Below are 1,124 nucleotides of genomic sequence, written 5' to 3'. Positions count from 1 at the left end.
CATAATCCTCCTTGTGGCATTCCTATGGTACTAGCTTTTACAAGACCATTTTCCATGATTCCTGCCTGCAGGAATTTGCGAATCAAATGCAGTGTTGTCGAGTCATTCACATGCTCTCTAAGTATTGAAATTAATTTATCGTGATTGACTGTATCGAAGTATGCTTCTATATCTAAATCAATGACCCATTCGTATCCTTCATTCAAGTAGTCTAGTGTTCGCATGATGGCATCATGTGCACTCCTATTTGGTCGAAATCCAAAACTATTCTCACTGAACTTACTGTCATAGATTTCTGATAATATTTGTGCTATCGCTTGTTGGATGACTCTATCTACTACTGTTGGAATTCCTAGGGGTCTTTTCTTCCCATTTGATTTAGGAATATAGACTCTTCTTACTGGTTGGGGTTTGTATTTCTTCTCCAATATCTGTTTCTTTATCTGTTCCTTATGGGTCTTGAAATACGCGTCAATTTCATTCACTGTCATCTTATCAATGCCAGGTACACCTTTATTACTCTTGACTCTTTTGATTGCCTCTTCGAGATTTTCATCTCTTAGAATCACTTCAATTAATTTCATGTTGTTGCTTCTCCTTCCTTTTGTAGATATATCTGGAACCATTCCCTCTACCTTCATTCCCATGGGATTACGATTCCCACTTATGGAACTATCCTCGATTTCGAACTGTCCAAACATTGCGCATGGTGAGTTGCACCATATAAACATTAGGTCCTTTGGTATAGATGTCTTTACCTACTACGACCTCAGCTGACTTCTTGTGGCAGACCTTTTTCGACCGATGTTACCATCACTGATTTTAAAGATATTGGAATTCATCGTCCACAAGACCTCCCGGGGTAAATCACGAATCCTATTTCTTTCACAACGTCCTGATTTACTGTCTTGGTTTTACGTTTACCTTTTGGACTTCGGTTTGTACTGCAATCTTATCCACCATTTAGCCTTATATCAGGTTTCTGTTCGTACGCTCAAAAGAATCGCTACACCACTTCCTCCATCCTTAACATCACTGTTAACGACTTGTGGTTCACTACACTTGGCGGTAACTACCTGTGGTCGGTCTATCTCCGACTGAATCCGTGCCATGCCCGGCACACA

The 1,124-nt window shown here is 40.1% G+C and carries 1 protein-coding gene; it reads right to left on the bottom strand.

Annotated features, from left to right (window positions below):
• On the bottom strand, positions 1 to 701 hold a 701-nt coding region (locus tag B5E87_RS14785; RefSeq protein WP_241147198.1), incomplete at its 3' end, for a reverse transcriptase domain-containing protein.
• Positions 702 to 1,124: the final 423 nt, after the last annotated feature.

It is taken from the genome of Massilimicrobiota sp. An142 (assembly GCF_002160725.1).
GTDB classification, from domain to species: domain Bacteria; phylum Bacillota_I; class Bacilli_A; order Erysipelotrichales; family Coprobacillaceae; genus Allocoprobacillus; species Allocoprobacillus merdigallinarum.
The sequence above is the reverse complement of the archived record's forward strand: the minus strand, read 5'-3'. Positions and strand labels throughout refer to the sequence as shown.